We start from the raw sequence: 24,607 nt of genomic DNA on the forward strand, positions 1-24,607 counted from the left end.
CATTTTCACCTGTTTTACACCGCCTTCAGGCGCGTCAGATCGAGATATTGTCCTGTCAATGCGCTTTCCGCCTTCCCGGAAAGCCAGGGGATTTCGCCCAGCAGAGGAGCCGTAATCACCCGCGTTAGCGTCGCTATGTATTCCGCATGGCGCTTTCCGGGCGGCGTCACGTCATTGGCTACCCACCCGGCAAGCGTCAGCCCGGCTTGCTGCACGGCCTGCGCCGTCAGCATGGCATGATTGATACACCCAAGCTTCACGCCCACCACCAGAATCACCGGCAGGTGCTCCGCCGCAACCCAGTCGGCAAACGTCAGCGTTTCGCCAAGCGGAGTAAACCAGCCGCCCGCCCCTTCCACTAACACCCAGTCGGCCTGCCGTTCCAGCGTGCGTAAACCGGCGGACATCACCGAGGCCTGAACGGGTCTCCCCTCCTCTGCGCTCACAATGTGCGGCGAGGTCGGTTCCGCAAAGGTGTAGGGATTGATCGCTTCATAGGCCAGCGTCAGCGTGCTGTTGCGCTGTAGCGCCAGGGCATCGCTATTGCGCAGCCCCTGCGCCGTCATCTCGCTGCCCGACGCCACGGGCTTGTAGCCTGCCGTCCGAAAGCCGCTCTGCGCGGCAGCCTGCAACAGGGCGCAACTGGCGACCGTTTTTCCGACTTCAGTGTCCGTCCCGGTGACAAAATACCGTTTAATCACGTTCAATGACTCCCAAAAAAAGCTGATACGTCAGCGGATATTTCCCCTGCTGCTGCGGCCAGGCCAACTGCAACTGTCGCAACTGCGAACGCGTTAACACGCGCGGTTCACGCCCCTCGTGCAGATGCGTCGCCCCAATGCCCTTAAGCGAACGCATCGCGCTGAGCGCATCATCAAACCACAGGGTGATCGCCTGGATCTGCTGACGGACGCGCCAGCCGCGCATTGCATTGCCGATCGTCTCCGGCGACAAAAAATGGTTGGCATGCCCCCGGTTATCTACCGCCTGCCAGGCCTGACGCAGTTCCGGCAGCGATCCGTGCGCCAGCGAGGTAAACGCCACCACGCCGCCAGGACGCACCACGCGATACAGTTCGCTTAGCGCGCCGCGCAAGTCGCCGCACCACTGCACCGCCAGGTTGCTCCATGCCAAATCAAACAGCGCCGCCGCCAGCGGGATGGCTTCGATATCCGCCGCAAGGTAATGGTGAGCAGCCTGCTGACGACGCGCCTCATCCAGCATTTGCGCCGAGAGATCGAGCGCCGTGACCTCGCATCCCTGCTCTCGCCAGAAGCGGCTCATCCGCCCTGGCCCACAACCGGCGTCCAGAACGTGCGCACATTCGCGCCCTGCCAGCAGCGCCAACAGCGCGTCCGCACTCTGGCGTTGCAGTTCAGCGTGCTGTTCATAATGCGACGCGGCGCGCCCAAACGCGGCTGCAATCGCCTGCTTATCAACCTGCGCCATCCAGCACCTCCAGTAAGCGATCAATATCCTGCGCTTCGTGCGCCTGAGTGAGCGTCAGGCGCAATCGGGCAGTACCGGCCGGAACGGTAGGCGGTCGGATCGCGCTCACCCAGCATCCCTGCTCCCGCAGAGTATCCGCCAGCCGTAACGCGCGCGCATTGTCTCCGACAATCAGCGGCTGAATCGCACTGTGCGAATTTGCCAGCGTAAAATCGCTGGCCTTAACGCCCGAACGGAAACGCTGAATTAACGCAGCCAGTTTTTCCCGGCGATCTGCGCCTTCCGGGCTTCGGATCACCGCCAGCGCCGCGCTCAGCGCCTGCGCCTGGGCCGGCGGCATACTGGTGCTGTAGATCAGATGGCGGGCAAACTGCAACAGATAATCCGCAACGCTTTCAGAGCAGAGAATCGCCGCCCCACTGACGCCAAAGCCTTTGCCAAACGTCACAATCAGCAGTTCAGGTTTGACCTGCTGTCGCCAGCAGCTTCCGCGCCCCTCATCGCCCGTAACGCCAATACCATGCGCATCATCCACCAGCAGCCAGGCGTTACGCTGCCGTGCGACACGGTGGATCTCCGCCAGCGGCGCGCCGTCGCCGTCCATACTGAATATGCCCTCTGTCACCACCAGTTGCTGCCCGCCGCACGGGGCGTCCAGCAGGCGCGCCAGGTGCTGAGGATCGTTGTGGATAAAGCGGCGAAGCGTCGCCGGGCTGAGGTTTGCCGCTTCCAGCAATGAAGCGTGGCTGAGACGGTCCGCGACAATCCGATCGTCTTTCGCCATCAGCGCGGCGATAACCGCCTGATTCGCCGCAAAGCCAGAGATAAACAGCAGCGCCCGCGAATAGCCAAGCCAGCCTGCCAGAGCCTCTTCAAGCGCCTGATGCGCCACGGAGTAGCCGCTGACGTGGCCGGAGCCGCCGCTGCCGACGCCAAAGCGCTGTGCGCCCTGTTGCCAGGCGCGAATAATCTGCGGATGGTGACTTAAACCGAGGTAGTCATTGCTGGAGAAATTCAGATACTGGCGTTCGTTAGCCACCAGCCAACGCCCTGCCCCCTGCACCACCGCACAGCGGCGACGCAACGCATCGGCAGAACGACGCGCCGTAAGCGCATCGTCGATTTTTTGCTGCCAGGTCATACTGCTGCCGCGTTGTAATAGTCGTCTGTATCCGGGGTCATCAGCGCCTGCTCCAGACGCTGTTGCTGTTCGTTGTCGCCAGCCAGCACCGACGTTTGCTGCGGATTCAGCCCCAGTTTGCGGAACAGCTGGAGATCTTTGTCTTCTTCCGGGTTCGGCGTGGTCAGCAGCTTGCAGCCGTAGAAGATGGAGTTCGCCCCCGCCATAAAGCACATCGCCTGCGTCTGTTCGTTCATCTGTTCGCGACCCGCAGAAAGACGCACGTAGGAGGTTGGCATCATAATCCGCGCGACAGCGATCGTGCGGATGAAATCAAACGCATCCACATCCTCATTATCCGCCAGCGGCGTACCTTTGACCTTCACCAGCATGTTGATGGGCACGCTTTCCGGCGGGGTCGGCAAATTCGCCAGTTGCAACAGCAGCCCGGCGCGATCTTTAACCGTTTCGCCTAAGCCAACGATACCGCCAGAGCAGACTTTAATCCCCGCTTCACGCACTTTGTCCAGCGTATCAAGACGTTCCTGATACGAACGGGTCGTGATGATGTTGCCGTAAAATTCCGGGGAGGTATCCAGGTTGTGGTTGTAGTAATCCAGCCCGGCGTTGGCGAGGCGCTGCGCCTGAGATTCATTGAGCGTGCCGAGGGTCATACAGGCTTCCAGCCCCATCGCCTTCACGCCCTGCACCATCTGTTCCAGATACGGCATATCGCGCTCGTGCGGGTTTTTCCATGCCGCGCCCATGCAGAAACGGGTTGAACCGGCGTTCTTCGCTTTGCGCGCGGAGTCCAGCACCTGCTCCACTTCCATCAGACGTTCCGCTTCCAGCCCCGTCTTATAGCGAGAACTCTGCGGGCAATATTTGCAGTCTTCCGGGCAGGCGCCGGTTTTAATCGACAGCAGCGTGCTGACCTGCACCTGTTGCGGATCGAAATGCTGACGATGGATCTGCTGCGCGTCAAACAGCAGATCCAGCAGCGGTTTATTAAATAATTCGGTAACTTGCGACAATGTCCAGCGTGGGTGGTGAGCCATAGGGCCTCTCCAAAGGGTGTTGTTAATTCTTGATTCGGTGTAGACTCGTAAACCTAAATGTTTTTAATTTGGTTTACAAGTCGATTATGACAACGGACGATCTTGCCTTTGACCAACGCCATATCTGGCATCCCTATACCTCCATGACCTCCCCGCTCCCGGTTTATCCGGTTGCGCACGCCGAGGGTTGCGAACTGATTTTGGCCAACGGCGACCGTCTGATCGACGGCATGTCGTCATGGTGGGCAGCGATCCACGGTTACAGCCATCCACAGCTCAACGCCGCGATGAAAACGCAAATTGACGCCATGTCGCATGTGATGTTTGGCGGCATTACCCATGCCCCTGCGGTCAACCTGTGTCGCAAGCTGGTGGCGATGACGCCGCAAGCGCTGGAGTGTGTGTTCCTGGCGGACTCCGGTTCGGTGGCGGTGGAAGTGGCGATGAAAATGGCGCTGCAATACTGGCAGGCGAAAGGCGAGTCTCGTCAGCGTTTTCTGACCTTTCGCAACGGCTATCACGGAGACACCTTCGGCGCGATGTCGGTATGCGATCCAGATAACTCAATGCACAGCCTGTGGAAGGGCTATCTGCCGGAAAACCTCTTTGCCCCCGCCCCGCAAAGCCGGATGGATGGCGAATGGGACGAGCGGGATATGGTGGCCTTTGCCCGCCTGATGGCGGCGCACCGGCATGAGATTGCGGCGGTGATTCTGGAGCCCATTGTCCAGGGCGCAGGCGGGATGCGGATGTATCACCCGGAGTGGCTTCGCCGCATCCGTAAGATGTGCGATCGCGAAGGGATTCTGCTGATTGCCGATGAGATCGCCACCGGATTTGGCCGCACAGGTAAACTGTTTGCCTGTGAACATGCGGACATTACGCCGGATATCTTGTGTCTCGGTAAGGCCATCACCGGCGGCACGATGACGCTTTCCGCCACGTTAACCACCCGTCGGGTCGCTGAAACCATCAGCAACGGCGAAGCCGGTTGCTTTATGCATGGCCCGACCTTTATGGGCAATCCGCTGGCGTGCGCCGTGGCTTGCGCCAGTCTTTCCCTGCTGGAAACAGGCGAGTGGCAGCAGCAGGTGGCGGCGATTGACGCGCAGTTACGCCGCGAATTAGCGCCCGCGCGCGCATCGTCCTGGGTCGCTGACGTGCGCGTACTCGGCGCCATCGGCGTCGTGGAAACCACGCACCCGGTCAATATGGCGGCGTTGCAGCGTTTCTTTGTCGGGCAAGGCGTCTGGGTGCGCCCGTTCGGTAAACTGATCTACCTGATGCCGCCCTATATCATCCAGCCGGAACAATTGCATCGTCTGACGCAGGCGGTGAACGACGCTGTGCGCAATGAAACATTTTTTATCCATTAATCAGCGGTAAGCTGTAGCGGTTCTGGCTACACTTCCTTGCTAATCAGTAGATTAATGGAGGCGGTATGAAACTTATCAGCAACGACCTGCGCGACGGGGAAAAACTGCCCCATCGCCATGTGTTTAACGGCATGGGCTATGACGGGGACAACATCTCTCCACATCTGGCCTGGGACGAGGTGCCCGCCGGTACGAAAAGCTTTGTCGTGACCTGCTACGATCCCGATGCGCCAACCGGCTCAGGCTGGTGGCACTGGATTGTCGCCAACCTGCCAGCCGATACCCGCGTACTGCCGCAAGGGTTTGGTTCCGGCCTGGTGGCGATGCCGGAAGGGACTCTCCAGACGCGCACCGATTTTGGTAAAGCAGGCTACGGCGGCGCAGCTCCGCCGAAAGGGGAAACGCACCGCTACATCTTTACCGTTCACGCGCTGGATGTGGAACGCATTGATGTCGATGCAGGCGCCAGCGGCGCGATGGTGGGCTTTAACGTCCATTTCCATTCGCTCGCCAGCGCGTCGATTACTGCAATGTTCAGCTAAGTGCCGTAGGCCGGATAAGCGTCAGCGCCATCCGGCATTTTTTTACAAGAAATCAGGTAATAACCGGAACAAGTCCCCACGCGCCAGCAGTTCGGTCGCGCACTCAATATCCGGCGCGAAGAAACGATCCTGAGTATAATGCGGCACCTGCTCGCGCAGCGCTTTTCGCGCCTGCTCCAGCAGCGGGCTTGAGGTTAATCCTTCCCGGAGGTCGATACCCTGACAGGCCGCCAGCCACTCTACCGCAATGACCCCACGCGTATTTGCCGCCATTTCCCATAGCCGCCGACCCGCAGCGGGCGCCATTGACACATGATCTTCCTGATTGGCCGACGTCGGCAGACTGTCCACGCTGTGCGGATGCGCCAGCGCTTTGTTCTCGCTGGCCAGCGCCGCAGCGGTCACCTGCGCAATCATAAAACCGGAGTTGACGCCGCCGTTTTTCACCAGGAAAGGCGGCAACTGCGACATATGTTTATCCATCATCAGCGCGATGCGCCTTTCCGACAGCGCGCCAATTTCCGCAATCGCCAGCGCCAGATTATCCGCCGCCATCGCCACCGGTTCGGCATGGAAGTTACCGCCGGAAATCACATCCCCCTCTTCGGCAAACACCAGCGGGTTATCCGAAACGGCGTTGGCTTCAACGAGCAGCACCTCCATCGCCTGACGCAGTTGTGTGAGGCACGCGCCCATCACCTGCGGCTGACAGCGCAGCGAGTACGGGTCCTGCACCTTTTCACAGTTATGGTGCGACTGTGCTATCGCGCTGGTCTCCGTCAGAACGTGGCGGAACAGCCCGGCGGCGTCAATCTGCCCACGCTGACCGCGCGCGGCATGAATGCGCGCATCAAACGGTCGGCGCGACCCCAGAACGGCTTCGGTGGTTAACGCCCCGCAGACCACCGCAGAGGCGAACAGCGTCTGCGCTTCGAACAGCCCACGCAGCGCAAAGGCGGTGGAGGCCTGGGTGCCATTCAGCAGCGCCAGTCCCTCTTTCGCCGCCAGCGTGATCGGTTCCAGTCCGGCCTTTTTCAACGCCTCTTTCGCCGGAAGCCACTCCCCCTGCCAGCGGGCTTTCCCTTCGCCAAGCAGCGTCAACGACATATGCGCCAACGGCGCCAGATCGCCCGATGCCCCTACAGAACCTTTCGCCGGGATCAGCGGCCAGACTTCTGCGTTGACCAGCGCAATCAGCGCTTCAATCACGCTCAGGCGAATGCCCGAGAAACCACGCGCCAGGCTATTGATTTTCAGCACCATGATCAAACGCACCATCGCGTCGTCCAGCGGCTCGCCAATACCCGCCGCGTGGGAGAGCACCAGCGAACGTTGCAGGTTTTGCAGATCCTCCGTGGCGATGCGCGTCTGCGCCAGCAGACCAAAACCGGTATTGATACCGTAGGCCGTGCGCCCCTCGGCGACGATATTGTTCACGCAGTCGACGCTGGCATTAATACCGTCAACCGCGCTGCTATCAAGACGCAGTTGCACTGGCTGCTGCCAGACGGCGCGAAGCTGCGCAAAACTCAGATGACCCGGCGTTAACGTAAGCGTATTCATATCAGCGTTTTCCTTGAGTAGCCGCGATCATCGGCAAGTTCAGCCCTTGTTCTGCGGCGCATTCAACCGCAATCTCATACCCGGCGTCAGCATGACGCATCACGCCTGTCGCCGGATCGTTATGCAGCACTCTGGCGATACGCGCCGCCGCTTCATCGGTGCCGTCGCAGACAATCACCATTCCGGCATGTTGCGAGAACCCCATGCCGACGCCGCCGCCATGATGCAGCGAAACCCAGGTCGCACCGCTGGCGGTATTGAGCAGCGCGTTCAGTAACGGCCAGTCGGATACCGCATCAGAACCGTCACGCATCGCTTCCGTCTCCCGGTTTGGACTGGCGACGGAGCCGGAATCCAGATGATCGCGGCCAATGACGATCGGCGCGGAGACCTCTCCACGGCGTACCATTTCGTTAAACGCCAGACCCAGTTTTTGCCGCCACGCCAGCCCCACCCAGCAAATACGCGCCGGTAAGCCCTGGAAGTTAATACGTTCGCGCGCCATATCCAGCCAGTGATGCAGATGTTTGTCATCCGCCACAATCTCTTTGACTTTGGCATCGGTTTTATAAATATCTTCTGGATCGCCGGAAAGCGCCACCCAACGGAATGGGCCGATCCCCCGACAGAAAAGCGGGCGGATATAGGCCGGAACGAACCCAGGAAAATCAAAGGCGTTCTCTACGCCCATCTCTTTCGCCATCTGGCGGATATTGTTGCCGTAATCAAAGGTCGGGACGCCCATTTCACTGAACGCCAGCATCGCCTGTACGTGCTTCGCCATTGAGCGTTTCGCCGCCTGTACCGTGCCCTGTGGATCTGACGCCGCTTTCGCCTGATACTCCTCCCAACGCCAGCCAGAGGGCAGATAACCGTGCAGCGGATCGTGCGCGCTGGTCTGGTCGGTCACCAGATCCGGGCGAATGCCGCGTTTTACCAGTTCCGGCACGACGTCCGCCGCGTTGGCGCACAGCGCAACGGAGACGACTTTACCTTCGCGGGTATATTTTTCAATTCGCGCCAGCGCATCGTCCAGCGAGGTGGCCTGTTCATCGACGTAGCGGGTACGCAGACGGAAATCAATACGGCTTTGCTGGCATTCGATATTCAGCGAGCACGCCCCCGCCAGCGTCGCGGCCAGCGGCTGTGCGCCGCCCATACCGCCAAGCCCGGCGGTCAGCACCCAGCGCCCGGACAAATTCCCCTGATAGTGCTGCCGTCCTGCTTCAACGAAGGTTTCATAGGTACCCTGCACGATGCCCTGGCTGCCGATGTAGATCCAGCTTCCGGCGGTCATCTGGCCGTACATCGCCAGCCCTTTGGCGTCCAGCTCATTGAAATGTTCCCAGGTCGCCCAGTGCGGCACCAGGTTGGAGTTAGCGATCAGGACACGTGGCGCGTTTTCGTGGGTCTTAAACACGCCGACCGGTTTACCGGACTGCACCAGCAGGGTTTCATCGGCCTCCAGTTTGGTCAGCGCATTGATGATGGCGTCATAGCACTCCCAGTCGCGCGCTGCGCGGCCAATGCCGCCATAAACCACCAGTTCATGCGGATTCTCGGCAACATCGGGATCGAGGTTGTTCATTAACATGCGCAGCGGCGCTTCGGTTAACCAGCTTTTTGCCGTCAGGGTTGTTCCCCTCGGGGCGCGGATATCCTGCTGACGATACTTGCTTTGAGGCATGACACCAGACTCCTTACGATGATCGGACAGATAAGTAACATATACTTGTCTATACAACTTGTCGCAAGGCTGATTTTAACAACTGAGATACATTTTTGTTATATTGCGTCAGCAATCACGCTTTTTATCGCGCCGTCATTCAGGACATAAAATGGCCCTGCAACCGGTAGCGAGAACCGGGGAAAAGCAGGCGAGCGTGAGAAACAATGTGTGACGCAGACCAGGTGCGTCGATGAATTAACAGGCAGGGATCGTGCTCCTTAATGTTCAGCAGCGCGCACTCTTCCGCCGTGGCGCGCACGGCTTCCACAATGTGCTCCCCTTCCGTTAGCGGGGCGATCAGCGACAGGTATGCATGAGGCGTGGTCTGGCTGTAATCCTGTGCCAGATAATCCGGTACAACGCCGGCATTCACACAGCGATCCTCTATCTGCACCGGCAGATCGTTTTCATAGTGCACCATCACCGAATGAAAAATCAGCGTGCCTTCACGCACATTCAGGGCCGTGGCCTGAAGCGCATTCGCCTGCGTCTGTTCCAGCGTCAGCACCTCACAGCGGTGCTGATGGTGACGGGCGGCGATTTCATCGGCAATGCTGCGAATTTCAAACAGTGCGGACTGCCCTTTCGGTTCCGCCACAAATGTGCCGACGCCCTGTAAACGCACCAGCAGCCCTTCATCCGTTAATTCCCGCAACGCCCGGTTGATTGTCATCCGGCTGAAGCCAAATTGCGCCACCAGTTCCGCTTCCGAGGGAATACGGTCATGCGGGCGCCAGACGCCGCTGGCGATGTTGTCGCTGATCGTCTGTTTGACCTTTTCATAGAAAGGCACAGGGGCAGAACGGGATGGGAGCATGCGTAAGCCTTCCTTAAGCGTATGATTTTATTTGCCGGATGGCATTATCCGGCCTGTAACGCGATTTCGGGCCGGACAAACATCGCGATTAACGCCACCCGTGTGCGATTTGCCAGCCGAGGCGTGCCGCAACACGCGCGGCGTTGCCATCATCGTCAAAGCGCGGATTAAATTCAACCATATCCACCGCCTGTAGCTTACCGCTGCGACAAACGGCATCGACAAGCCGCATCACCGTCGCCAACGGCACACCGAGCGCTGCGGGCGCAGACACTGCGGGCATCTCCCAGGCGGGCAGCACATCAAGATCGATGGTCAGGTAGATCTTATCCACGCTGTCGATAACCTGCGCCAACGGCGCCTGAGCGGTATCACAATCCACGTCTTCTACGATGGTCACTCCGCGTTGTTGCGCCTCATCCCATAACGCCTGCGTATTTGCCGCCCGACTGACGCCAAAGCAGGCGTAATGAAACTCACGCTGTTGTTCATCGCATAATTGCGCCAACTGGCGAAACGGCGTACCGGAGGTGGCGTGGTCAGCCCGACGCAGATCCAGATGCGCATCAAGATTAATAATGCCGACTCTGGCATGCGGGAACGCATCAAGCAGTCCCGCGCCATGCCCAAACGCCGTTTCATGTCCGCCGCCTAGCACAAACGTGCGCATATCCGCCTGCTGGCAGCGCCGTACCTCATCGCGAAGCGCCTGCTGCGCGCCTTCCAGATCGGGGGCTTGCGCAATAATGTTGCCTAAATCCACCAGCCGATCGTGGCCGTGGTGAGAGGCCAGGTTCGCCAGCGCCCGGCGCAGGGCATCCGGCGCGCCAGCAGCGCCAGGCCGCCCCTGGTTTCGCTTCACGCCTTCGTCACAGGCAAAGCCGAGCAAGGCGATTTTTTCACGATACATTTCGGGAGAAAACGTCGGGCTGCGCGTCACCGTCTGAAAGAGACGCAGCGCGTTAGCCGCCTCGGCGCTGTCATCACGCCCCTGCCAGAGCGTGGGGGATGCGGGTTGCCATTGCGTCATGTTACTTCTCCTCTGAATACACGGTGACAGAGCGGGTTACGCCCCGGTTCATAAAGGATTTCAACCGGAAGCTCAGCGTCCCATACGGCAAAGTCAGCGACATATCCCGCTTTCAATTGCCCATGCGTCGTCTGCCGCCCCAGCGCGCGCGCAGCATGCCGCGTCACGCCCGCCCACGCCTCTTCCGGCGTTAAGCCAAACTGTACGCAAGCCATGTTCATCGCCAGATGCAAACTGATAAACGGACTGGTGCCGGGGTTAAAGTCCGTTGCAACCGCCATCGGCACGCCATAGTGGCGGAGCAACGCCACCGGCGGGCGCTGCGTCTCTTTGAGGAAATAAAACGCCCCCGGCAGCAGAACGCCCACGGTGCCGCTGCGACTCATCGCCGCCACGCCAGCCTCATCCAGATACTCAATATGGTCGGCGGATAACCCCTGATAACGACTCACCAGTTGCGCGCCCCCCAGCAAGGAGAGCTGCTCAACGTGCCCTTTTACCGGAATGCCCAACGCCTGAGCGGCCTGAAATACCCGCTCACTCTGCGCCAGGTTAAACCCCACGCTTTCACAGAAAAGATCCACCGACTCAAACAGCCCTTTTGCCCATAATCCGGGCAGAATACTTTCGCAAACCAGCGTGATATAGCCGTCGGGATCGTCGCGGTATTCTGCTGGCGTCGCGTGTGCCGCCAGCAGGGTAGGACTGATTTCCACCCTGTTTTCATGCGCCAGCGCAGCGGCAACGCGCAACATTTTCTCTTCCGTGGCGAAATTCAGGCCATAGCCGGATTTCACCTCCAGCAACGTAACGCCTTCTTGCAGCAACCGCGCCATCCGCGCACGCGCAACGGTTAAAAGTTCATCTTCAGAGGCCGTCCGGGTCGCAGCGACGGTCGCGTTGATACCGCCGCCCTGCGCGCTGATCTGCTGGTACGACACGCCGTTAAGCCGCTGCTCCCACTCCCCGGCGCGCGTGCCGCCAAAAATCAGGTGGGTGTGACAGTCAATCAATCCGGGCGTGACCAGTCGGCCTTGCAGATCCACGGTATTGCGGTGCGCGGCGTTGAGCGACGACGCAGGCACAATATCCAGTATCCGGCCCTGGCGGACGACAAGCGCATGATCGTCCACCATCCCATAAGGGCTACCGCGTTCAGGGTCCATCGTCGCCAGTCGGCCATTCCGCCAGATCGTGTCATCAGGTAAAAGTTGCGCCATTGGGTTCATCACTTGTCATGGGTTGTCTATACATTTATTTTTTATTCTGCCGGGGTTGTCAATCTTACAGGCCATGAATGTTATTTATTTGTGATGTACTTGCCTGGAACATCAGGTGCGCGGCGTCTAAAAAAGAACTTTTTACCTTTTCACCTTCCCGTTTCGCTCAACTTAGTATAAAAAAGCAGGCTTCAATGGAATTAATTTAACTTTCAAAGCCCGGAGCAACCTGTGAACACATTTTCGGTTTCCCGTCTGGCGCTGGCACTGGCTTTTGGCGTGACGCTGACCGCCTGTAGCTCTACGCCGCCCGATCAAATCCCATCCGATCAGACCGCGCCAGGCACCTCCTCGCGTCCGATCCTGTCGGCGAACGAAGCGCAGAATTTCGTTGCTGCACACTATTTCTCGTCACTGACGCCGAATACGGCGCCGTGGACGCCTTCCGCCATTACGCTGCCTGCGCAACCTGACTTCGTTGTCGGCCCGGCTGGCACGCCAGGCGTGACGCACACCACCATTCAGGCGGCGGTGGATGCGGCAATTACGCAGCGCAGCAGCAAGCGTCTGTACATCGCCATTATGCCGGGCGAGTATCAGGGAACCGTGTATATCCCGGCGGCGCCTGGCAGCCTGACGCTGTACGGTACGGGCGAGAACGCGATTGATGTGAAAATCGGCCAGGCGATTGACGGCGAAATGAGCACGACCGACTGGCGTCGTTCAGTGAACCCGGGCGGTAAATACATGCCGGGCAAACCTGCGTGGTATATGTTTGATAACTGCCAGAGCAAACGCGGCGCCAGCATTGGCGTGATGTGTTCTGCGGTGGTCTGGTCACAGAATGACGGCTTGCAGTTACAAAACCTGACCATCGAAAACAATCTCGGTGACAGCGTTGACGCCGGCAACCATCCGGCAGTGGCCTTACGCACTGACGGCGACAAAGTGCAGATTAATAAAGTGAACATTCTGGGTCGCCAGAATACCTTCTTCGTGACCAACAGCGGCGTGCAGAACCGCCTGCAAAACGATCGCCAACCACGCACGCTGGTGACGAACAGTTACATTGAAGGGGATGTGGATATGGTTTCCGGTCGCGGCGCAGTGGTGTTCGATAACACCGATTTCCGCGTGGTGAACTCCCGTACCCAGCAGGAAGCGTATGTTTTCGCTCCGGCAACGCTGTCGAATATTTATTACGGTTTCCTCGCCACCAACAGCCGCTTTACCGCCGCAGGTGATGGCGTCGCGCAACTGGGTCGTTCGCTGGATGTGGATGCCAACACCAACGGTCAGGTCGTTATCCGCGATAGCGTGATTAACGAAGGGTTCAATATGGCGAAACCGTGGGCTGACGCCGTTATCTCCAAACGTCCTTTTGCCGGGAATACTGGCGCGAAGGATGATAAAGACGAGGTGCAGCGTAACCTGAACGACACGAACTTTAACCGGATGTGGGAATACAACAACCGGGGTTTAGGCAGTAAAGTGGTTGCCGAACCGAAGCAATAATATCTGCTGACGATTATTCTTCAGGCCGGATAAAAGAGAAAAGGTCGTCACGCCAGGCGTGACGACCTTTTTTTACATCTGACGGTTTTTATTGAAATTAATCAGACTTCCCGCTTTGATAATTTCACGTTCCTCGGCGGTCAGGCTTTCCAGATACAGACTGATTTCCGTGATTTCATCGTCATGAATCACATAGCCTTTTAAGGTGGTTGCGCATTGATCCAGCGCCGTACGGACGCCAGGAATGTAAATATAATCCCCGACGTCAAACCCAGGCTCACCCGCCATTTGCAGCGGCAACATTCCCCAGTTGATCACATTCGAACGGTAGCGTTTCGTCGCATACTCCTGGGCTATATTCGCCAGACCGCCAATCACGCGCTGACAGCTTGCCGCCTGTTCACGCGCGGAACCGTCTCCCGGCTTAACGGCATAAATCATGCTGCCAATCCCGGTGGCTAACGGATCGGTGGTTTCCTGGCCCGCAATTGTGCGAATACGGGCAAAGACCGGCTCCAGCTCACTCACCTCGCCTGCCAGACGCTGTTTTTCCAGCGTCGCGGTTGCTTTGCTTCGGCCAACATAGTCTGGATCGCGGCGTGACAGGGTGAACTCCGCCAGACCAACCGGGTTTGAGCGAAAAGAGGAGGTCTCCCCGGACGGGATCAGCTCATCCGTCGTTGTGACTTCATCAAGAATTTTTGACGCCACCTTGAGCAGAATATTTTCCGTCAGCGTCCCCAGCGTCGGCCAGTCTTTGATATTCGGGCCATAGATGAGCGATTGCTGCGTCGCCCCTTTAACAAAACCCTGATAGACACGGTTTTTGTACGGAGTGGGATCAAACGCATAGTCAGGAACGTTTTCCCAGCAGTCCAGTTCAGCGGCGGAGGTCAGATAGCCCCCATTTATTGCCGTCGCCGCAATAGAACGCGCATCCATCAGCGCAACCGCGGACATTTGACCATTACCCGGTTTCGAACCTTCACGGTTCGGGAAGTTACGGGTGGTGTGGCGAATGCTCAGCCCGTTGTTAACGGGCGTATCGCCAGCGCCAAAGCATGGGCCGCAGAAAGCGGTTCTGATGATTGCGCCCGCGCCAGTTAAATCGGCCACCACGCCTTTTTTCGCCAGATCCATAAATACAGGCTGTGAAGAGGGGTAAACCGCGAGTGAGAACGTCTCGTTACCACACGATTTACCGCGCAACGCATTCGCCGCCGCAATGACGTTCTCATAGTTACCGCCTGAGCATCCGGCAATAATTCCCTGCTGCACCTTTAATCTCCCCTTCTCAACTTTATCCAGCAGCGAGATTTTGGCTTTCCCACGGGCAATGCGCGCAGACTCAATTTCTACCTGGTGCAGAATATCCGTCAAATTCTCATTTAATGTGTCGATTTCATACACATTGCTCGGATGGAAAGGTAGCGCGATCATCGGTTTAATTGTGCTCAAATCAACATAAATACAGCCATCGTACCAGGCCATTGGCTGCGGATTCAGCTGTCGATAGTCCGGTTCACGGCCATGTAACGCCAGCCAGCTACGGGTTTCATCATCCGTTTGCCACACCGAACTCAGGCAGGTCGTCTCCGTGGTCATGACATCAACACTGTTACGGAAGTCCGTGGACATTGCGCTAATGCCCGGCCCCACAAATTCCATGACCTTATTTTTGACATAGCCATTTTTAAATACGGCGCCAATGATGGCTAACGCCACATCCTGCGGGCCAACGCCTGGCGCCAGTTTTCCCGTCAGATATACCGCCACGACGCCCGGATAATCGATATCCCAGCTATCATTCAACAGTTGCTTGACGAGTTCACCTCCGCCCTCCCCTACGGCCATCGTCCCCAGCGCGCCATAGCGCGTGTGGCTGTCTGAGCCTAAAATCATTTTTCCACCGCCCGCCATCATCTCGCGCATATATTGGTGGATGACCGCAATATGGGGCGGCACATAAATACCGCCATAGCGCTGCGCGGCGGAAAGTCCAAAAAGATGATCATCGCCATTAATGGTTCCACCAACGGCGCATAATGAGTTATGACAGTTTGTGAGAACATAAGGTAATGGAAAACGCGCCATCCCGGACGCTTTCGCGGTCTGAATTATGCCTACATAGGTAATATCGTGGGAGGTTAACGAATCAAACTTGATTTTAAGTTTATCCATATTTCCTGACGTATTATGAGACGCAAGAATGGACCATGCTATGGTGCCTTTTTTGGCTTCCTCTTTTTGTACATTACCGCAATACTGTTCTTCTGCAATTATCTCATTGTTACCGGAGAGATAAATCCCTTTGTCATATAACTTAATCATTCATTACTCCACATTGCCGTGCATGTTTCCATGCACGAACAACAGACCATGTCATTAATAATAAAAATGAACGCTGACGGTTGATTACAGCATGTTCCAGTCAATCAACATGTTCCACCACCAGATACCAACCGTGATATGTACCAGGAACGTTAAGATGGTCAGAACCGCGCCGACGAGCCACCAGGACTTAATATCGTTATAACCGACCCCGAAAATAACCGGGCCAGCGGCACCGCCATAGTGCGTGACCATTCCACCATAAGAGTTGGAGAATAATAAGGCCAGCGCGGTTAGCATTAATGGCGCGCCAGAGACATTCGCCAGCATGGCGAATACCGGCATCATCGCCACAATATAAGCGCTACCGGAGGCAAAGAAATAACGGACAATAATACTCAGGAACAAAATGACGAAGAACGCCACGTTACCATGATTATCAAAAGAGAGATTGTTTTTAAACAGTTCAGCCAGCCAGTCAAAAAACTTCACTTTCGATAATAAAGAACTTAAGCCAATGATACCGCCGTACCAGATTAATGTATTCCAGCCGCCTTTATTTTTAACGACATCATCCCAGCTCACCACGCCCAGTAGCAACATCGCGCCCATCACCACAATCGCAACGGTTGATTCATCCACGCCAAGCTGTTTACTGAAAATCCAGCCTGACAGCGCGAGGACAAAAATACCCAGCAGTAATTTCTCACGGCCTTTCATTGGCCCGAGATCCTGAAGCCCGGCTTTCGCGATCGTTTTATTATCAACCTTTTTAATTTCCGGTGGGTACATGGTATAAATCACCAGCGGCGTCACCAGTAACATAATGATACCCGGCACCATTGCTGCCAGCGCCCATCCCCCCCAGCTTAATTGCAGATGGCAAATATCGTTGATCATTTTCAGCGCCAGTATGTTCCCTGCCATTGCGGTAAAAAACATATAACTGGTCGTTTTCGTGACCATATACACGGACATCATTAAGTAATGACCGACACGACGGGGGCTTTTTTCAGGCTCAGAACCCAGCGCGACAGCCACACTGTTGATGATCGGTAAAACAATGCCGCCTGCGCGCGCCGTGTTTGACGGCGTTGCCGGAGAGAGAACCAGATCGAGAAAAACCGTGACGTAGCCCAGCCCCAGCGTGGTATTCCCAATCTTACCAATCAGAATATACGCAATGCGTTTGCCCAGACCGGTAGTGACAAACGCGGCGCTTAACGTAAACGCAGAAAATACCAACCACGTCGTTCCAGAGGCATAACCGCTGAGCACGCTGGTCGTTTTAAACGCCCCTTCACTTAAATTTCCGACCACGACCATCGATGCCGCGACGGCAATCAATAATACAACGGGTTCGGGAAACGGTTTTATCACCAGCCCCACGATTGCCGCAAGATAGATGCCAAAGAGAACCCAGGCGAGTTCACTCAGACCGGCTGGCGCAGGAATTAAGCCAATAATACACGGGATCGCTAATATAATAATTAGCTTCCATATAGATTTTTTATTCATTTTTTGCACCCTGATTTATCTGTATTCGTTATACAGAAAAGGCATTGTTTGATTTTCCTTAATCACAGCGAAATGAGATCAACATCATTCAGGAATATAAACTTCACCTGCAAAAATCTTTCTTGCTGTGCGAATAACAGAAGCACGTATTGAAGAAGGCTCATTACCTTCATTTGTTAAATGAATATCAAGGCATCCGCCCGGATGTTCGATATTTATATCGCCATAGTCCGTCAATTGCGTCATCCGGTGGGCGACCGTCCCTTCTGTCGCACAGCTACTGGCAAGCGCGATAGCACCAGTAATCGCCAGCGCCTTATGGCAGGAGTGCGGCATAAAATAGCGCACATTGATCGTCCCGCCCCGTCTGGCCGGGGAAATAAGCATCGGTTTAGGAATAACCATATTGCTGACGTCGCCTAATCCCATCGCTTTACCCGCCTGCAAACGGATGGATTCAATGCGGCGCAATAATTCAGTATCGGCATCAAGTTCCGCAGGGGATTCATAACCCGTTTTACCGACATCTTCAGCAGCGATAATAACCACCGGCATCGCCATATCAATACAGGTGACGGCAACGGAATCAAAATGATCGACACGATGACCGGTCGGAAAAATTTGCCCGGTTTTGGCGCCAGCAGCGTTCAAAAACGTGAGTGCCACGGGCGCGGCCGTTCCCGGTACGCCATCGATTTTTGCCTGGCCTTCGTACTCAACGGCGCCGTCCGGCGTCTGCACGTCCGCTTCGATATACGTATTTGTATTTACATTACGTATACGCACGCGCGTGACGGGCGGCGTAGTCTCAATTAAGCCATGTTCAATCGCAAATGCGCCTACCGCGGAAAGCATATTTCCACAGTTCGGCGTGGTATCAACGCGGTGTTCATGTACCAGAACCTGAGCAAATAAATAGTCGATATCTGCTTTTGAGTCATCCGAACGACGGATAATGGCCACTTTACTGGTCAACGGATTACCGCCGCCAATGCCATCTATTTCCAGTTCATTCCCCGATCCCATAATTGCCATCAATATGGCATCGCGCCGCTGTCTCTCCTCAGGAAGGTGTTCTGCTAATAAAAACGCCCCTCTGGATGTTCCCCCTCGCATCAACGTGCAGGGAATTTTTTTCATAACATTGCCCTCAATTAAAAAACATTAGCGTTAATGAGGACATGGTTGCACGCGCAGAATAGAGAGGCTAATGACTTTAAATTTATGATTGATAATTTATTTGCATTAATCAAGACGGATAATTTACATATAAACTACGTTTTTCTCTCCTGGGGCAGCAAATCAGGGAATCCCTGGATTCTATTTTCTGGAGTTATGATGAAACACGAATTATCAAGTATGAAGGCATTTGTCACACTGGCAGAGGCAGGATCATTTAACAAAGCCGCTAAATTACTTAACATTACGCAACCTGCATTAACTCGCAGAATAAAAAAGATGGAAGATGATTTACATACCCTGCTTTTTGAGAGAACAACACGTAAAGTAGAATTAACAAAAGCGGGGAGAATGCTGTTACCGGAAGCCAGAGAATTAATAAGAAAACTGGATGAAGCTCTTTTTAATGTTCGCGAAATGAATGCTTATCACCACGGCACGATCACATTGTCCTGTATTCCGACCGCTGTTTTCTATTTTCTACCCCTTGCTATCGGAAAATTTAATGAGTTGTACCCCAATATCAAAATACGAATTCTTGAAAAAGGTACGAACAACTGCATGGAATCGGTGTTGGGTAACGAAGCTGATTTCGGCATAAATATGAACAGCATCACAAATTCTGCTATTGACTTCACCCCGCTGGTGAATGAACCGTTTGTTCTGGCCTGTCGACGAAACCATCCCTTAGCCAGTAAGCAACTGGTCGAATGGCAGGAGTTGGTGGGCTACAAATTGATTGGCGTGCGGTCATCCAGCGGTAACAGGCTGCTTATTGAGCACAATCTGGCGGATAAACCCTGGAAGCTGGACTGGTTTTACGAGGTTCGTCATTTATCGACCTCGCTTGGCCTGGTTGAGGCCGGGCTGGGTATTTCTGCGCTGCCGGGGCTGGCAATGCCTCAGACAGTGCATCCCACGCTTATCGGGATCCCGTTGATCGAACCCGTTATCAGACGCACGTTAGGGATTATCCGGCGCAAAGACGCCGTTCTCTCTCCTCCGGCAGAGCGTTTTTTCTCTCTGCTTTTGAATGTCTGGGCCGATGATAAAGACACGCTGTGGACGCCTTTTGCTGAACCACAGCGGCAACAATAACGCCGTATCCGGCCGACGGCCCGGTAAGCGAGCGCCACCGGGCACAACGTCACGGAATATTAATACGCGTTAACCACGACCCACATTGGCCCCTGGCCTACCGCATAACGGCCTTTCTCCGTCAGCAGCCCCTGCTCACCGGCAATGGCATACACCGCAATATGGTGTGACTTCTGCCCGGCGGCAATCAGGTACTTACCGCTATGATCGACGTTAAAGCCGCGCGGCTGCGTCTCAGTCGGCTGGAAGCCCTCTTTTGTCAGTACGCTGCCGTCTTCAGAAACGCTAAAAACGGTAATCAGGCTGGCGGTACGGTCGCAGGCATACAGATGACGGCCATCCGGCGTAATATGGATATCCGCCGCCCAACGCGTGTCAGAAAAATCGGCAGGCATCATATCCAGCGTCTGTACGCATTCAATATTGCCGTGCGGATCTTTCAGCTCCCAGACATCAACAGAGCTGTTCAGTTCATTCACGCAGTAGGCATATTGCTGGTTCGGGTGGAACGCCATATGGCGCGGCCCGGCCCCTTCAACGGTGGTGACTTCCGCCGGTTCCTGGGCGACCAGTTTGCCGTCGTCGCTGAGCGTAAACAGGCAAATGCGATCCTGCTTCAGCGCAGGCACCCACAGCGTCCGGTTATCCGGCGAGATATTCGCTGAGTGGCACCCTTCCAGCCCTTCAACGACATCCACCACGCCAGCCGGCAGGCCATCATCCAGACGGGTCACGCTGACGTTACCGGCATTGTACGAGCCAACAAACACAAAACGGCCCTGATGATCGGTAGAGATATGGGTTGGGCTACCCGGCAGAGCGGACTCCGCCGCGAAGGTCAGCGCGCCGTCATCCGGCGCAATACGGTAAGCCAGCACGCGGAACTCAGGACGGACGCCAACATAGAGATAGCGCTTATCAGGGCTGACCACCATCGGCTGAACCTGCCCCGGCACATCAACCACCTGCACCAGCTTCAGCGAGCCGTCATGATTCAGGCTCCAGACGTGAATTTGCTGGCTCTCAGGGCTGGCGGTATAAACGGTTTGCTTCATGACTACTCCTTCCTTATGGCAACTGTCTGCAATTGCGGAATACAGCTTAACGTAGACGCTTTTAACGGTGAATGCTGAATTAACGCTCAGAATTTTGTCCGGCCAACCGTCTCGGTGTACCATTCCCGCAGGCAAAATTCTCAACCTTAATCTGGAACTCCCTATGACCGCTCGTGTGATTGCCCTGGATTTAGACGGCACCTTACTGACGCCGAAAAAAACATTGCTCCCCTCCTCGCTTGAGGCGCTTTCTCGCGCCAGAGAGGCAGGCTACCAACTTATCATCGTCACTGGCCGTCATCACGTTGCGATTCATCCTTTTTATCAGGCACTGGCGCTGGATACACCTGCAATTTGCTGTAATGGCACCTACTTGTATGATTATCAAGCAAAAAATGTTCTTGAGGCCGATCCGCTGCCTGTCGATCAGGCATTGCAATTGATTGATCTGCTGGATGCGCATCAGATTCACGGTCTGATGTACGTTGATGACGCGATGGTTTATGAACGCCCGACCGGCCATGTGATCCGTACCGCTAACTGGGCGCAGACGCTGCCGCCGGAACAGCGCCCGACCTTTACTCAGGTACCGTCGCTGGCGCAGTCGGCACGCGACGTCAACGCCGTCTGGAAATTCGCGCTGACCGATGAAAATCTGCCAAAACTGCAACAGTTCGTGCAGCAGGTTGAGCATCAGCTGGGTCTGGAGTGCGAATGGTCCTGGCACGATCAGGTGGATATCGCGCGTAAAGGGAACAGCAAAGGGAAGCGCCTTACCCAGTGGATTGAAGCGCAGGGCTGGTCGATGGAGAATGTGGTGGCGTTTGGCGATAACTACAATGATATCAGTATGCTGGAAGCGGCAGGCACCGGCGTCGCGATGGGCAATGCTGACGACGCGGTGAAAACGCGGGCGAATATCGTGATCGGCGATAACACCACGGACAGCATTGCGAAGTTTATTTATACCCACCTGCTGTAATCAGGCGGTAATTGAAACACTCTTGATTTGCGCGTACAGCCACAGGCCAGGTTTGATGCCCAGCTCATCCCTGGCCCACGGGCTGATTCTCGCCCACAGCGTTTTCCCGCCGACTTCAAGCTGGACTTCCACCTGCCCGTTATCGTCATAACAGTTTGCCACTTTTGCCCGCAGGATATTACGGATACTGGTTTGCATCGGTGGTTGTAATACCAGCGACACGTCCGAGGCCTGAATACGAATACGCAGCACGGTTTGCAGCGGCTCTTCCAGTTTGTTGACCCACAGGTGCTGATCGCCCAGCGCCAGCGCGGTCATTGCATAATGCGGATGATGCTCCAGCACGCTCACTTTCAGGATGCTGCTCTGCTGCTCTTTCGGCAGCCACGGGTGCATCACACTGCTGCCCCAGACCTCTTCCAGCGCGCCAAACGCTTTCACCTGCCCGTTTTCCAGCACCATGACTCTGTCCGCCAGATGTAAAATCTCGTCCAGCGAGTGGCTGACGTACAGCAGGGGGATATTAATTTCGCGCGCCAGGCGTTGCAGATACGGCAGCAGTTCACGTTTGCGCGGAATATCCAGCGAAGCCAGCGGCTCATCAAGCAACAGTAGCTCCGGCGCGGTCAGCAACGCGCGACCAATCGCCACACGCTGTTTTTCCCCGCCGGAAAGGCTGCCAGGCAAACGCTCCAGCAAAGGTTCGATACCGAGCAGATCCACCAGCTTGTCGAACTGTCCGGCCATGCTTTTCGCCATGCCATAGCGCAGATTGCCGCGCACTTTGTAATGCGGAAACAGTCGGGCATCCTGGAACACATAACCGACGCGCCGTTTTTCCGGCGTCAGGCAGATGCCATTTTCAACATCATTAAGCACGCGACCATTGAGCACAATGCGCCCTTTTTGCGGGCGCGTCAGTCCGCTGATGGCATTGATCAGCGATGTTTTCCCGGCACCGGAAACGCCAAAAATAGCGGTGATCCCATTGGCAGGTAGCGTTTCGTTGAGCGTCAGACAGTGGGTGCCCAGCGTCTGGGAGAAATTGAGTTCCAGCATGTTTATCTCCCCGCGCGCTCACGGCTGATACGCGCCAGCCATTCCGAAATCAACAATGAGATCAGCGCCAGCACAATAGAAATAATGCACAATCTCGCCGCCGCGCTTTCGCCGCCAGGGGTCTGGATCAGGGTATACATCGCGGAAGGAATGGTGCGGGTTTCACCCGGAATGTTAGACACGAAAGTGATGGTAGCGCCGAACTCGCCGAGCGAACGGGCAAACGCCAGCACGGTCCCGACGATGATGCCAGGCAATGTCAGCGGTAGCGTAATGGTGAGGAAAACACGCCAGCGTCCTGCGCCCAGCGTTCTGGCGGCCTGCTCCAGCTTAATGTCAACCCCTTCAAGCGCCAGACGAATAGCGCGAACCATTAACGGGAAAGACATCACCGCCGCCGCCAGCACGGCGCCTCGCCAGCTAAAGGCAAAGGTAATGCCGAACCAGTCATAAAGCCACTGACCAATAAATCCGCGTCGGCCCATCGCGATAAGCAGCAGATAACCGACCACCACGGGCGGTAAAACCAGCGGCAGATGCAGTACGCTGTCAAGCAACGCTTTGCCTGGAAACTTGCATCGCACAAGTAACCAGGCAAAAAAGATCCCAAACGGCAGACTAAACAACACGGCCAGGGAAGAAACTTTCAGGCTCAGTAGAACGGCCTGCCATTCTGGATCAGTCAGTATCATTACTTCGTCGTAAATCCATAACGTTTAAAGATTTCGGAAGCCTGCGGTCCTTTCAGGTAGTCATAGAACGCGCTGACCGTTGCGTTTTTGTGTCCATCAACAATCGCGATCGGGTATTCCACTTTCTTATGGGAATCTTCCGGGAACGTGCCAACCACTTTCACGCCTTTGCTGGCAACGGCATCAGAACCGTAAACGATGCCCAGCGGCGCTTCGCTACGCTCCACCAGCGCCAGTGCGCCACGCACGTCTTCCGCAGGAGCCAGTTTCGGCGCCAGGGTATCCCATGCGCCCAGTTTTTGCAGCGCTTCTTTTGCATAAATGCCAGCCGGAACGTGTTCCGGGTCGCCCACCGCCAAGCGGCCGCCATTCAGCAGAGTCGTCCAGTTGGTTTTGCTGTCGATGGTGATGTCTTTCTGTTCACTGGCTTTTGGCGCGACCACAACCAGGCTGTTGCCAAGCAGCGTTTCACGCGTTGCGGTATCAATCGCTTTTTTGTCTACCGCGTAATCCATCCATTTCTGGTCAGCAGAGATAAACAGATCCGCTGGCGCTCCCGCTTCAATCTGGCGAGCCAGCGTAGAAGAAGAGGCAAATGAAGAGACAACGTCAACGTTCTTCTCTTTTTTGTATTCAACCGCAATATCCTGCATTGCGTTGGTCAGCGAAGCCGCCGCGAATACGGTGATTTTCCCTTCATCCGCCAGCGCATGTCCGGCAACAGTCAGAGATAATGTTGCCCCAGCAAACAGGCGTAACCATGTACGTGCCATCTGTAACTCCTTTGAGTGTCGTTATGTAGGCGCAAATATAGCGAGAAAATAAGGTTTTTCCCAGAAGTTATTGATACCCAATTGAGGTTACGCAAAGAAAATATCGGCAGAAAAAGCAGGATCTTGAGGGGCGCTACTCAATGGATTTCGGGTTGCGCTGAGACTCACAGGCACAGCCAACAAAAATGCGGCCTGAAAGTCGAAGAAAGTAAAACGCCCGACTGAGCGGGCGTTTAAAAATCAATGGTTTTGTCTGGACTGGTCTTTCTGACCGATACCGGAGAAAATGTTGAACACTTCACCCAGACCGTAAATCAGCCCCAGAATGATGGCCATGACCACCGGAACCATGACTACGGCGAATACCAGACTTTTCAATAACTCTAACATGGTCAACTCCAGATAGGATTCTTTTGATATTCTAACTGCATAAATGAGAAAAGCACTCCCCTTTTGTGCGGTCGACTTTGCGCGGAAGCGGTTTTCCGTCACAATAACCCT

The 24,607-nt window shown here is 55.7% G+C and carries 22 protein-coding genes; 5 read left to right on the plus strand and 17 right to left on the minus strand.

The window, feature by feature from the left end; all coding sequences use genetic code 11:
* Window positions 1-14: 14 nt before the first annotated feature.
* Genes bioD through bioB form a run of 4 tightly spaced genes read right to left on the minus strand, consistent with a single transcriptional unit; the run spans window position 15 to window position 3,627 of the window.
* Window positions 15-701: a dethiobiotin synthase gene (gene bioD, locus OGV67_RS20740; RefSeq protein WP_115614937.1), complete on the minus strand. Its 687-nt coding sequence runs from the start codon at window positions 699-701 to the stop codon at window positions 15-17.
* Window positions 694-1,449 carry a malonyl-ACP O-methyltransferase BioC gene (gene bioC / locus OGV67_RS20745; RefSeq protein WP_115614938.1) on the minus strand — a complete coding sequence of 252 codons (756 nt, stop codon included), beginning with the start codon at window positions 1,447-1,449 and terminating at the stop codon, window positions 694-696. Before bioC ends, bioD begins: the two co-directional genes overlap by 8 nt.
* Complete coding sequence (gene bioF, locus OGV67_RS20750; RefSeq protein WP_286466028.1) at window positions 1,436-2,590, minus strand: 8-amino-7-oxononanoate synthase; 1,155 nt, start codon at window positions 2,588-2,590, stop codon at window positions 1,436-1,438. Before bioF ends, bioC begins: the two co-directional genes overlap by 14 nt.
* Window positions 2,587-3,627 (minus strand): biotin synthase BioB, encoded by a 1,041-nt coding sequence (gene bioB / locus OGV67_RS20755; RefSeq protein ID WP_012133202.1) that lies wholly within the window; start codon window positions 3,625-3,627, stop codon window positions 2,587-2,589. Before bioB ends, bioF begins: the two co-directional genes overlap by 4 nt.
* A gap of 86 nt (window positions 3,628-3,713) precedes the next feature.
* On the opposite strand from bioB, the gene bioA reads away from it, so the two are divergent.
* Together bioA and OGV67_RS20765 are read left to right on the plus strand one after the other, a co-directional pair.
* A complete protein-coding gene (bioA, locus tag OGV67_RS20760) occupies window positions 3,714-5,003 on the plus strand; it encodes an adenosylmethionine--8-amino-7-oxononanoate transaminase (protein WP_115614940.1) in 1,290 nt (429 codons plus the stop codon).
* Window positions 5,004-5,068: 65 nt separating this feature from the next.
* On the plus strand, window positions 5,069-5,545 hold the full coding sequence (locus OGV67_RS20765; protein ID WP_049010068.1) for a kinase inhibitor: 477 nt from the start codon (window positions 5,069-5,071) through the stop codon (window positions 5,543-5,545).
* A 42-nt stretch (window positions 5,546-5,587) separates the two neighbouring features.
* On the opposite strand, the gene hutH is transcribed toward OGV67_RS20765, so the two are convergent.
* From hutH to hutI, 5 genes are all read right to left on the minus strand, one after another.
* Window positions 5,588-7,108: a histidine ammonia-lyase gene (gene hutH, locus OGV67_RS20770; RefSeq protein ID WP_115181820.1), complete on the minus strand. Its 1,521-nt coding sequence runs from the start codon at window positions 7,106-7,108 to the stop codon at window positions 5,588-5,590.
* Window position 7,109: 1 nt separating this feature from the next.
* Window positions 7,110-8,795 (minus strand): urocanate hydratase, encoded by a 1,686-nt coding sequence (gene hutU, locus OGV67_RS20775; RefSeq protein ID WP_115614941.1) that lies wholly within the window; start codon window positions 8,793-8,795, stop codon window positions 7,110-7,112.
* 139 nt (window positions 8,796-8,934) lie between these two features.
* On the minus strand, window positions 8,935-9,654 hold the full coding sequence (locus OGV67_RS20780) for a histidine utilization repressor (protein ID WP_012133207.1): 720 nt from the start codon (window positions 9,652-9,654) through the stop codon (window positions 8,935-8,937).
* Window positions 9,655-9,742: 88 nt separating this feature from the next.
* On the minus strand, window positions 9,743-10,684 hold the full coding sequence (gene hutG, locus OGV67_RS20785; RefSeq protein ID WP_115614942.1) for a formimidoylglutamase: 942 nt from the start codon (window positions 10,682-10,684) through the stop codon (window positions 9,743-9,745).
* Window positions 10,681-11,904, minus strand: coding sequence for an imidazolonepropionase (gene hutI, locus OGV67_RS20790; RefSeq protein WP_115615345.1), 1,224 nt, complete (start codon window positions 11,902-11,904; stop codon window positions 10,681-10,683). Before hutI ends, hutG begins: the two co-directional genes overlap by 4 nt.
* A gap of 231 nt (window positions 11,905-12,135) precedes the next feature.
* Between hutI and OGV67_RS20795 the strand changes: the two genes are divergently transcribed.
* On the plus strand, window positions 12,136-13,419 hold the full coding sequence (locus OGV67_RS20795) for a putative acyl-CoA thioester hydrolase (protein ID WP_012133211.1): 1,284 nt from the start codon (window positions 12,136-12,138) through the stop codon (window positions 13,417-13,419).
* 72 nt (window positions 13,420-13,491) lie between these two features.
* Here OGV67_RS20795 and OGV67_RS20800 read toward each other — a convergent pair whose 3' ends face one another.
* The 3 genes from OGV67_RS20800 to OGV67_RS20810 form a co-directional block, all read right to left on the minus strand.
* On the minus strand, window positions 13,492-15,750 hold the full coding sequence (locus OGV67_RS20800; RefSeq protein ID WP_115614943.1) for a hydratase: 2,259 nt from the start codon (window positions 15,748-15,750) through the stop codon (window positions 13,492-13,494).
* A gap of 84 nt (window positions 15,751-15,834) precedes the next feature.
* The gene (locus OGV67_RS20805; protein ID WP_071259654.1) at window positions 15,835-17,268 is read right to left on the minus strand and encodes an anion permease; all 1,434 of its coding nucleotides are present in this window, start codon (window positions 17,266-17,268) and stop codon (window positions 15,835-15,837) included.
* Window positions 17,269-17,352: 84 nt separating this feature from the next.
* Window positions 17,353-18,408 (minus strand): 4-oxalomesaconate tautomerase, encoded by a 1,056-nt coding sequence (locus OGV67_RS20810; protein WP_012133215.1) that lies wholly within the window; start codon window positions 18,406-18,408, stop codon window positions 17,353-17,355.
* Window positions 18,409-18,606: 198 nt separating this feature from the next.
* Here OGV67_RS20810 and OGV67_RS20815 point away from each other — a divergent pair, with 198 nt between their 5' ends.
* Window positions 18,607-19,545: a LysR family transcriptional regulator gene (locus OGV67_RS20815; protein WP_047458020.1), complete on the plus strand. Its 939-nt coding sequence runs from the start codon at window positions 18,607-18,609 to the stop codon at window positions 19,543-19,545.
* A 59-nt stretch (window positions 19,546-19,604) separates the two neighbouring features.
* Here OGV67_RS20815 and pgl read toward each other — a convergent pair whose 3' ends face one another.
* Window positions 19,605-20,600 (minus strand): 6-phosphogluconolactonase, encoded by a 996-nt coding sequence (gene pgl, locus OGV67_RS20820; RefSeq protein ID WP_024130516.1) that lies wholly within the window; start codon window positions 20,598-20,600, stop codon window positions 19,605-19,607.
* A gap of 163 nt (window positions 20,601-20,763) precedes the next feature.
* On the opposite strand from pgl, the gene OGV67_RS20825 reads away from it, so the two are divergent.
* Window positions 20,764-21,582, plus strand: a complete 819-nt coding sequence (locus OGV67_RS20825; RefSeq protein WP_012133218.1) for a pyridoxal phosphatase — start codon at window positions 20,764-20,766, stop codon at window positions 21,580-21,582.
* On the opposite strand, the gene modC is transcribed toward OGV67_RS20825, so the two are convergent.
* From modC to OGV67_RS20845, 4 genes are all read right to left on the minus strand, one after another.
* Window positions 21,583-22,641 carry a molybdenum ABC transporter ATP-binding protein ModC gene (gene modC, locus OGV67_RS20830; RefSeq protein WP_012133219.1) on the minus strand — a complete coding sequence of 353 codons (1,059 nt, stop codon included), beginning with the start codon at window positions 22,639-22,641 and terminating at the stop codon, window positions 21,583-21,585.
* Between the two features lie 2 nt (window positions 22,642-22,643).
* The gene (gene modB, locus OGV67_RS20835) at window positions 22,644-23,333 is read right to left on the minus strand and encodes a molybdate ABC transporter permease subunit (RefSeq protein WP_012133220.1); all 690 of its coding nucleotides are present in this window, start codon (window positions 23,331-23,333) and stop codon (window positions 22,644-22,646) included.
* The gene (modA, locus tag OGV67_RS20840) at window positions 23,333-24,106 is read right to left on the minus strand and encodes a molybdate ABC transporter substrate-binding protein (RefSeq protein ID WP_012133221.1); all 774 of its coding nucleotides are present in this window, start codon (window positions 24,104-24,106) and stop codon (window positions 23,333-23,335) included. Before modA ends, modB begins: the two co-directional genes overlap by 1 nt.
* A 240-nt stretch (window positions 24,107-24,346) precedes the next feature.
* Window positions 24,347-24,496 carry an AcrZ family multidrug efflux pump-associated protein gene (locus OGV67_RS20845; protein ID WP_024130518.1) on the minus strand — a complete coding sequence of 50 codons (150 nt, stop codon included), beginning with the start codon at window positions 24,494-24,496 and terminating at the stop codon, window positions 24,347-24,349.
* Window positions 24,497-24,607: the final 111 nt, after the last annotated feature.

This window comes from Citrobacter sp. CK188 (assembly GCF_030333525.1).
In the GTDB taxonomy this organism is placed as follows: Bacteria; Pseudomonadota; Gammaproteobacteria; order Enterobacterales; family Enterobacteriaceae; genus Citrobacter_B; species Citrobacter_B koseri.

Bases quoted from the DNA above. Each gene is read 5' to 3' on its own strand.
- bioA (WP_115614940.1), top strand. From the start codon at position 3,714: ATGACAACGGACGATCTTGCCTTTGACCAACGCCATATCTGGCATCCC.
- hutU (WP_115614941.1), bottom strand. From the start codon at position 8,795: ATGCCTCAAAGCAAGTATCGTCAGCAGGATATCCGCGCCCCGAGGGGA.
- OGV67_RS20805 (WP_071259654.1), bottom strand. From the start codon at position 17,268: ATGAATAAAAAATCTATATGGAAGCTAATTATTATATTAGCGATCCCG.
- pgl (WP_024130516.1), bottom strand. From the start codon at position 20,600: ATGAAGCAAACCGTTTATACCGCCAGCCCTGAGAGCCAGCAAATTCAC.
- modC (WP_012133219.1), bottom strand. From the start codon at position 22,641: ATGCTGGAACTCAATTTCTCCCAGACGCTGGGCACCCACTGTCTGACG.
- hutI (WP_115615345.1), bottom strand. From the start codon at position 11,904: ATGGCGCAACTTTTACCTGATGACACGATCTGGCGGAATGGCCGACTG.
- OGV67_RS20780 (WP_012133207.1), bottom strand. From the start codon at position 9,654: ATGCTCCCATCCCGTTCTGCCCCTGTGCCTTTCTATGAAAAGGTCAAA.
- bioB (WP_012133202.1), bottom strand. From the start codon at position 3,627: ATGGCTCACCACCCACGCTGGACATTGTCGCAAGTTACCGAATTATTT.
- modB (WP_012133220.1), bottom strand. From the start codon at position 23,333: ATGATACTGACTGATCCAGAATGGCAGGCCGTTCTACTGAGCCTGAAA.
- modA (WP_012133221.1), bottom strand. From the start codon at position 24,106: ATGGCACGTACATGGTTACGCCTGTTTGCTGGGGCAACATTATCTCTG.
- OGV67_RS20765 (WP_049010068.1), top strand. From the start codon at position 5,069: ATGAAACTTATCAGCAACGACCTGCGCGACGGGGAAAAACTGCCCCAT.
- OGV67_RS20845 (WP_024130518.1), bottom strand. From the start codon at position 24,496: ATGTTAGAGTTATTGAAAAGTCTGGTATTCGCCGTAGTCATGGTTCCG.
- OGV67_RS20810 (WP_012133215.1), bottom strand. From the start codon at position 18,408: ATGAAAAAAATTCCCTGCACGTTGATGCGAGGGGGAACATCCAGAGGG.
- bioC (WP_115614938.1), bottom strand. From the start codon at position 1,449: ATGGCGCAGGTTGATAAGCAGGCGATTGCAGCCGCGTTTGGGCGCGCC.
- hutG (WP_115614942.1), bottom strand. From the start codon at position 10,684: ATGACGCAATGGCAACCCGCATCCCCCACGCTCTGGCAGGGGCGTGAT.
- OGV67_RS20800 (WP_115614943.1), bottom strand. From the start codon at position 15,750: ATGATTAAGTTATATGACAAAGGGATTTATCTCTCCGGTAACAATGAG.
- OGV67_RS20825 (WP_012133218.1), top strand. From the start codon at position 20,764: ATGACCGCTCGTGTGATTGCCCTGGATTTAGACGGCACCTTACTGACG.
- OGV67_RS20815 (WP_047458020.1), top strand. From the start codon at position 18,607: ATGAAACACGAATTATCAAGTATGAAGGCATTTGTCACACTGGCAGAG.
- hutH (WP_115181820.1), bottom strand. From the start codon at position 7,108: ATGAATACGCTTACGTTAACGCCGGGTCATCTGAGTTTTGCGCAGCTT.
- bioF (WP_286466028.1), bottom strand. From the start codon at position 2,590: ATGACCTGGCAGCAAAAAATCGACGATGCGCTTACGGCGCGTCGTTCT.